General features: G+C 66.5%; 6 protein-coding genes and 3 pseudogenes. 3 read left to right on the top strand and 6 right to left on the bottom strand.

Annotated elements, in window-relative coordinates:
* Positions 1–71: 71 nt before the first annotated feature.
* Positions 72–635 (top strand): annotated as a pseudogene (locus FHR32_RS42150) (transposase family protein); the annotation flags it as partial.
* Between the two features lie 55 nt (positions 636–690).
* Here FHR32_RS42150 and FHR32_RS42145 read toward each other — a convergent pair.
* Positions 691–1995 (bottom strand): ISAs1 family transposase, encoded by a 1305-nt coding sequence (locus FHR32_RS42145; protein ID WP_184752030.1) that lies wholly within the window; start codon positions 1993–1995, stop codon positions 691–693.
* Positions 1996–2217: 222 nt separating this feature from the next.
* Here FHR32_RS42145 and FHR32_RS42140 point away from each other — a divergent pair.
* Positions 2218–2490 (top strand): annotated as a pseudogene (locus FHR32_RS42140) (transposase family protein); the annotation flags it as partial.
* Here the strand turns inward: FHR32_RS42140 and FHR32_RS42135 are convergent.
* From FHR32_RS42135 to FHR32_RS42125, 3 genes are all read right to left on the bottom strand, one after another.
* Positions 2459–2938, bottom strand: coding sequence for a DDE-type integrase/transposase/recombinase (locus FHR32_RS42135; RefSeq protein ID WP_184760166.1), 480 nt, complete (start codon positions 2936–2938; stop codon positions 2459–2461). The pseudogene FHR32_RS42140 and the gene FHR32_RS42135 sit on opposite strands and share 32 nt — an antisense overlap.
* Positions 2939–3057: 119 nt before the next feature.
* On the bottom strand, positions 3058–3465 hold the full coding sequence (locus FHR32_RS42130; RefSeq protein WP_184754033.1) for a transposase: 408 nt from the start codon (positions 3463–3465) through the stop codon (positions 3058–3060).
* Positions 3466–4121: 656 nt separating this feature from the next.
* A complete protein-coding gene (locus tag FHR32_RS42125) occupies positions 4122–4967 on the bottom strand; it encodes a dienelactone hydrolase family protein (protein WP_184760165.1) in 846 nt (281 codons plus the stop codon).
* Positions 4968–5063: 96 nt separating this feature from the next.
* Between FHR32_RS42125 and FHR32_RS42120 the strand changes: the two genes are divergently transcribed.
* Entirely contained in the window at positions 5064–6032 is a 969-nt protein-coding gene (locus FHR32_RS42120) for a GlxA family transcriptional regulator (RefSeq protein ID WP_312882949.1), read from the top strand.
* A 47-nt stretch (positions 6033–6079) separates the two neighbouring features.
* On the opposite strand, the pseudogene FHR32_RS45640 reads toward FHR32_RS42120, so the two are convergent.
* Both FHR32_RS45640 and FHR32_RS42115 read right to left on the bottom strand, forming a co-directional pair.
* Positions 6080–6253, bottom strand: a pseudogene (locus FHR32_RS45640) (DDE-type integrase/transposase/recombinase); the annotation flags it as partial.
* 22 nt (positions 6254–6275) lie between these two features.
* Entirely contained in the window at positions 6276–7505 is a 1230-nt protein-coding gene (locus FHR32_RS42115) for an IS110 family RNA-guided transposase (protein WP_184760163.1), read from the bottom strand.
* Positions 7506–7639 lie beyond the last annotated feature (134 nt).

Genomic DNA, 7639 nt, shown 5'->3' with positions numbered 1-7639 from the left:
CCTGAAATAGGCGTGGAGCTTTCGGTAGAAGAGGTCTCACCACAAGTCTTCTTCAGCCCAGAAAGCCCCACGTGATCACCTATCGTGCCACGCTCGACGTCCCTCGGGAACTGGTTTGCCATCTCTCCCTGCTGCTGGCGGCCGAACGCCGCCGACTGGGCACCCGTTCGGGTTCCAGGGCTCTGACCTGTTTTGAGCAGGCGGTGATGGGATTGCGCTGGTTCCGCGACCGCACCGACCGGGCCGCCCTCGGCCGCGACCACGGCATCTCCCGCGCCACCGCCTACCGCTACATCGACGAGGTCATCGACGTCCTGGCCGACCAGGCACCCGACCTGCACCACGCCTTGCAACGCGCTGTCGACGAGGGCCTCACCCACCTGATCCTGGACGGCACCGTCATCGCCACCGACCGCTGCCGGGAGAAGACCATCAGCGTCAAAGGCGAACCCATCGACCTGTGGTACTCCGGAAAGGCCCACCACCACGGCGGCAACATCCAGGCCCTGTCCGCGCCCTGCGGCCTGCCGCTGTGGGTGTCCGAGGTCGAACCCGGATCGGTTCACGACCTGACCGCCGCCCGCGCACACGTCCTGGGAGCGTTGTACAAGGCCGCCGCCGACGGGCTGCCCACCTCACGGCCCCGGCATGTTGAGGATTTGAGTGTGGCTGGTCCGATTGATACCGCGTTCACAGGGTGAACAGCGTGAGGAGTCGTTGTGGGACGTGGGTGTAATGCCTGCGGGCGTGCGCGATGTTGACATGACCGCGTTGACGAAACGTACTGATGACCAGGTTGCGTAGGGTGGCCAGGACGTGAGGCAGCTGTCCGGTTCTGGCCTGGCAGTCGTCCTCGTGGAAGGTGCGATCTCGGACGTAGTGCTCGGAATTTTCCACGCTCCAGTGCTGGCGAACGTAGGTGCTCAGATGCGCGGGACCGGCCACGTCCGGGGGCGCGTTGGTGATCCCGTAGGCCACCTCTTTGCTGGTGCCGTGGCCGTCCAGGTCGGCGACGTGTCGCACGATCCGGAAGAGCTGTGCGGCGTGCGGGAAGTCCAGACCGATGGCGAGCGCGGTGCGGATGGTGCGGCTTTCGATGCGGCCGTGGCCTCGGTCGGCCTCGGTGTGCCCGGTGCCGGCCCGCTCGTGGTCTGCATCCGTTCCAGGGGCGAGCCGGGCCTGGGCCGCGGCCAGGAGACTGGGCTGGTTCTCCTTGAGGACAAGCACGTAGTAGCAGCCGAAGTCCTCGCTGATCTGCCGGGCGCTTTCGCGGGCGGTGTGCAACGCATCCGCGGTGATAACGGCCACGTCGCTGCCGCACAAGGCGTCGGCCAGCAGGGGCGCGAGCTCGGGCACCTCGTTGGTTTTGTCGGCGATCTGCCGCTGACCCAGCACCACGCCACGGCGGTGATGCAGCAACGACAGCAGTTGCGGTGCGCTCGCCTGCCCATGGCCCGCGCCGCGCACGGTCTTGCCGTCAGCCGCGCCTGCCTCCAGCATCCCCGCAGGCCGAGGACGCTCCCGCGTCCGCTGAGCGGCCCGGCGCCCCTCACGCTCACAGCCCTGACCGACGCGGAGCTCGGCGGGAATTTCCCGGCCATCGCCCCCGTCCCGCTCTCCGGCCCGTTCCCCGTGGCCCGGTGCCGACAGATCGCGGACGTCGTGGCCGCCGGCCAGGTAGGAGCAGGTCTGCCGGTCCAGCTCGTCCCCGTCGGTCTGGGCCAGGACCCGGCGCAGGGTGCGTTCGCTGGGCGGATAGTGCCGACCGGTGAACGGATCGCGCCTGCACCCCAGCCCGGCCAAGATCTCCTGCGGGGCATCATCGGCCCAGTGGCTGATCGCGGTCACCGTGTCCCCTCCCACCGTCGCCGTACCGAACGCGGCCACCGCCAAAATCGACTCCAGGGAATGCAGCGTGTTGTAGACGGCCCGTTTGTCACAGATAACCCGGAATCGCGCCCTCAGCCCGCCCTCACCACCACGACCGGATGGCACGTCATGACCCAAGCCGGCACCTCGGGCGGGGCTGGTCGGCGATGATAGGGCGGCAGCGGGCACGATTCCCCCTGGAGATCGGTTGGTGTGAGAACCCCGATCTTGGGGAGTCGTGCCCCCTCTCATGCCCGGATTGGGGCAGAGATTACCGGCCGCGAAGGTCGGCACCGGTCACACGCAAAGAATCAAACCCGATCAAATCCTCAACATGCCGGGGCCGTGCTGCCCACCTTGGCCGACTCCGGCTACGACGGCGCCGGCATCGGCATTCTCACCCCGGTCAAACAACCCTCCGACGGCCGGCCCCTCGACCTCGACACCCGCACCCGCAACGCACTCCTGCGCGCCCTGCGCTGCCTGGGAGAACGAGGCTTCGCCCTGCTCACACAACGCTGGCGCACCCTCCAGCGCATCACCGCCAGCCCCAGCAGAATCGGCGACATCGTCAAAGCCGCGCTCGTTCTCACCCATTTCGAACACGGCTACTTGAAATGAAAGTCGCTGAGATCACCTCAATGGCGTGCTCGATGAACTCTCTGGCAAGGGTTCCTGTTTCCGTCGGCCAGATCTCCCACCAGACGGTTTTACGGGAGAAGATATCGATGATGACGTACAGGAGATAGTAGACGCCGCGCGAAGGTCCTTTCAGTTTCGTGATATCCCAGGACCACACCTGGTTCGGCCCGTCGGCTTCCAGTTCGGGTTTCTTCTTCGCCGGATGGACGGCCTGGGCGCGGCGCTCGCCGGAGGAGCCGCGTTCGCGAAGGAGCCGGTACATGGTGGCCTGCGAGCACAGGTAGGTGCCCTCATCCAGCAGGATCGCCCACACCTGGCCCGGGGACCGGTCGACGAACCGGGGCGAGTCCAGCACCGCCAGCACGTGCGCGCGTTCTTCCTGCGACAACTCGGCCGGATGATGAAACGGCGTGCGCTCACGCGCCACGCGCGGCCGGGGATGGCGTTTCCGATACACGCCGGCGCGGGATCTCCCGAGGATCCGGCACGCGTGCTGCGTGCCGACGGCGGCTTCCAGGCCGGGGAAATACTCATCGAGGGCCTGGTTCAGCTCTCGTCGGAGTCCGCGCTGCTTGAGATGTTCTCCAGCAGCGCGAATGCTTTTCCCGCGATGTCCAGCGCTGTCCTGGTCTTTCCGAGTTCACCGGCGAGTTTGTCGTTTCGCGCCGCGAGTTTGGCCGCGTCCGCCTTGAGCTTCTTGTTCTCGGCCCGCAGCCGGGCCAACTCCTCCGATTCGGCGTCCTTCTTCGGTTTACCGGTCGACGCGGCCAGGGTTCCGTTGTCTTGCTGCTTGCGCCAGTGCTCGATATGCGAGTGGTACAGCTTCTCGGTGCGCAGCAGGGCACCGCGTTCGGGGCTGCCCTCGGGCAGCGCGTCGTAGGCCGCGAGGATCCGCGTCTTGTAGGCCGCGGTGAACGTCCGGCGCACCGGCCGGCTCGGCCGCTTATCGGTCACGTGACCATTTTGCCCCGTCATGGCGGTCTGATCAGCGAAGGTCATTGTCACTGTCTTGGTGGTCCCGTCTCGCCCTGCTTCACATCAAAATGACTCATACGTCTATGTCTCACAGCAGTCTGACAGAGAGGGACTCCCAGAAGTGTCCGCCAGCGCGCCCTGAGGTGCTCCAGAGATTCCGGACAGCTGCTCTACGGTTAATTCACGCTGCGGACTGCTGGTTCAGATACTCGTCCTGGACTTGTTGCGGGGTCCGGGTGTTCACGAGTAGGGCTGGCCTGGGACGCATGAGAGGTTCGGAAGATCGCTTCCCGCCAAAGCCATGATCGTTTCCCGCATCACGCCGTCCGAGCCCTGCACCGCCCGAAGGACGCCTGGCTGTCTCCCGTCCTTCACCGCAACACGGCCGTGCGGAGGGTGTGGCGGGCGCGGCGACCCGGTCACGCCCAAGAGCGCACACGCCCCCGCGCACATGCCCCGGCCTCCGCTCAAGCAGTCGGGAGCGATCACCTTTGCACCGGCGAACGATCTTCCGGTTCGTCATTTCGGTCCCGACCCACTCGTGAGACCTCGGACATCCACGCCCAGGCCGACAGTCTGCGCCGGACACGATGCCCGGATCTGATCGCCGATTGCGCCGGCGACCGTTGTGCCGCTCAGTCGGATGTCGTCTCGGAATGTTCGAACGGGCTCAAGCGGTCGGTCAGGAAGGCGATGATCTCGTCCCTGGCCTTCAGCGTGGGATGTCCGTCCTCGTCGACGAGGTGGGCGGTGACAACGCTGTGGGGGGTCCCGACCACGTCGCCGAAGAACGGTGGCGGGCTGGTGTTCGCGGAACTGCCCGGAAGAACACGGCCGTCGAAGGCGTCGCCGAGGAGCGCCTGGTAGGCGGCGAAGCGCTGGCCGGTGCACCAGCGGTCGTCGTCGAAGCGGTAGGCAAGAACCTTCAGTCCGTCGCGCGCGATGCGGTCTCGGACCGCGCGTGCGTCCTCGTCGCTGATCTCGAGTCCGGCAGGGTCGTCCAGCGGCAGCGACGGGTGGTTGACCACTGGCGCGATGACAGCCGGCTCAAGCGCCATCGTGAGAGCGAAGTTGCCGGTGAAGCACAGTCCGATCGCGCCGACTCCCGGACCGCTGCATTCGGCATGGGCTTGGCGCGCGAGCCCACGTAGCCATGCCGTGACCGGGCTGGTGCCGCCCCCGGCGAACGCGCGGAACTCGGCACTGACACACGCGCGGCGGAAAACCTCCATACCGCCCTCGGCCGTGGGATAGGCACCATCGATCCCGAAAAGTGAGGGGACATAGACGGTGAAGCCCGAATCCCGCACCCACCGCGCCAGTCGAAGGACGTCAGGACTGATGCCGGGCATCTCCGGCATCAACACGACGGCCGGCCCGGAACCCGCGGCGTACACCGTCTTCACCACCCCCTCCACATCCACGAGTCGGCGGGAGAAATCCGTGATCATGTCGTCAAGTCCTCCACTGGCAGCGCTCATGGTGACAGCGTGGACCGTTGCCCCAGCACAAGGTGAGAGGCCAGATCGCCATGTATGCGGGTAATCTCGCCAGAAGTCGGCGATGAGGAGGCGAGCGTGAGCGCGCTGCGGGTTGGTGTCCTGGCCTATCCAGGCTGCTTCGCGTCCGAGGTGTTCGGCGTACCCGATCTCTTGACGATGGCCACGCACGTTGCCGGACCGGACAGCTCCGGATACGAGGTGTCGATCGTTTCGCCTCGTCGTCGTGTCGCCGCATCGGGTGGTGCGGCGTTGGACGTCTCACCGCTGCGCGAGGTAGACGTCCTTGTCGTGCCAGGGTTCGAGCTCGTGCCGGGCCTCGACGTGGACGCGAAGCTCGCACCCCTCGCTCCTGAAATTGCGGCGATCCGCTCACACGCTGCTGCGGGCACTGTCGTCGTCTCGATCTGTGTCGGTGCGTTCCTGCTCGCCGAGGCTGGACTCCTCAACCGACGCCGTGCTACGACGGCCTGGCTCCTCGCGGACGAACTGGCTCGACGCTGTCCGGACGCTGACGTCCGACCTGAGCGTCTGGTCGTCACCGACACAGGGGTGACGACAACGGCGGCCTTCAGTGCCATGTACGACTTCGCGCTGGATCTGATCCGCCAACACAGCGGTGCCAGCGTGGCACGGACAACCGCACGGGTGGCGCTCGTCGACGATGCGCGATCGTCCCAGACTCCATACGTTGACGCGCAATTTCTTCCGCAGCCCGGAAACGAGTTCTCCCACAAGGTCATGCGACGGCTCGACCAAAACCTTGCCGCCCGATACGACCTCGCCGCTTTGTCAGACACGTTCAAGGTCAGCACTCGGACGCTGCTGCGGCGCTTCGCGGACGAAACCGGCCAGAGCCCGCTGGAGTACCTGCAGTCGTCGCGTGTCCGTCGCGCCCGCCACCTCCTTGAGACCACGAACCGAACCGTCGCTGGCATCTCCGCCGCGGTCGGATACCAGGACCCCAGCACGTTCGCTGCCCTCTTCGCCAAGCACACCGGACGACGCCCGAGGGACTACCGCGCGGCCTTCCGTCGTGTTGACTGATCACTCTGATGGCCAGAGCACCGGCCTGTCCGGAACCTTTGGAGCACCTCAGAGTGGAAGACCGCGTCCGGTTGGAGCAGGCCGGTGGCGGCCGCCATCCGGATCGCGTCCTTGATCAGCTCGGTGCGATAGTGGTCGGCCATCGCCCAGCCGATGACCGCCTTGCTGTGGCAGTCGATCACGGTCGCCAAGTAGAGGAAGCCCTCCCATGTGGGGATGTAGACACCTCACGTGGGTGAGATGTCAAGCGGCGGCTGATTCAATCTTTTCCCTAGGTGTGGGCCAAGCGGTGGCTTCGTCGTAGAGCACGCCGTTGTGCAGGCAGTGCCAGAGCTTGGCCAGCAGCTTGTTGGCCAGGTTGCGCAGGGCGCCGTTATGGGTGTCTCCGGCGGCTCGCCGCTGGTCGTAGTGAACTCGGGCGCCGGCCGATTTAGTGATCGCGGCGAAGGCCCACCAGTGGCAGGCGTCGGCCAGGCGCTGGTTGCGGATATACCGGGCTGAGACGATCTTCGTCTTGCCTGATGCGCGGGTGATGGGAGCGGTACCCGCGAAGCCGCGCAGCCCGGCGATGTCGGTGAAGCGGCTGCGGTCATCACCGAGTTCGCCCAGGACTCGCGCGCCGAGCACAGTGCCCAGGCCTGGCATGCTGGTGACGATCTGAGCCTGGTCATGGCGGGTGAACAGGCCGGTGAGCTGCTCTTGCAGCGCGTCAATGGCGCCGGTCATGGCGACGATGACGTCGATGAGGCCGGCGGCGGCAACTCCGAAGGCCTGCTCCACTTCGGCGGGCTGACGCAGCTGCTCTTGGCGCAGTTGAGTCGACAGACGCTCCGGCAGCCCTGAATCGATACGCCGCCCGGCCCTGCGCAAAAGCGTCCCCATCCGGCTGGGTGTCAACCTCGCCGCGGCTTGCGGCGTGGGCGCGGCCCGCAGCACCGTCAATGCCGCACGCTGGGTCAGGATCGGAAACGCCGCCAGCGCGGCCGGGTAGAACTCGCGCAGCAGCGAGCGCAGCCGGTTCACCGTCTGTTGCCGCGCCCAGATGGCTTCCTGATGCTGGCGAGCGACCGCCTTCACCCCGCGGGCGAGATTAGTGTCGGCGGGCAACGGCCGGTGCCGATGACGGTCGGTGCGCAAGATGTCGGCCAGGACCGCGGCGTCGCCAGGGTCGGATTTACCGCCGGCCTGCCCGTGCCGTTCCCGATACCGGGCCACCGCCCTGGGGTTGATCGCAAACAGGGTGAACCCGGCCGCCACCAGGGCCGCGACCAGCAGACCCTTGTCTGTTTCAATGGCGATCTCGATGGAGGTGGGCCCGTCAGGCCCAGCGTGTTCGGCGAGTAGTTCAGTCAATCGCCGAAAGCCGGCCAGGTCGTCACCGATCCTGGCTCTGGTCACGATCGCAGCGTCGGCGTTGAGCAACGCGATGTCGTGGTGTCGCTCCGACCAGTCGATCCCGCAGGTGATGCGCAACAGGCCCTCCTCAAGTGATGTGACCGATGTTCGAGCACAGGGCCTGCGCAGCACCCTCATGGATAGCGCTCGCGGCGCGACACCTCACCAGCTGGCTGCAGACCCAGCAGCCGGCGGGGCCACCGTCTACATGA

It is taken from the genome of Streptosporangium album, from assembly GCF_014203795.1.
Classification (GTDB): Bacteria; Actinomycetota; Actinomycetes; order Streptosporangiales; family Streptosporangiaceae; genus Streptosporangium; species Streptosporangium album.
Note: the sequence above shows the minus strand (reverse complement) of the source record. Positions and strands in the feature narration are given on the sequence as shown.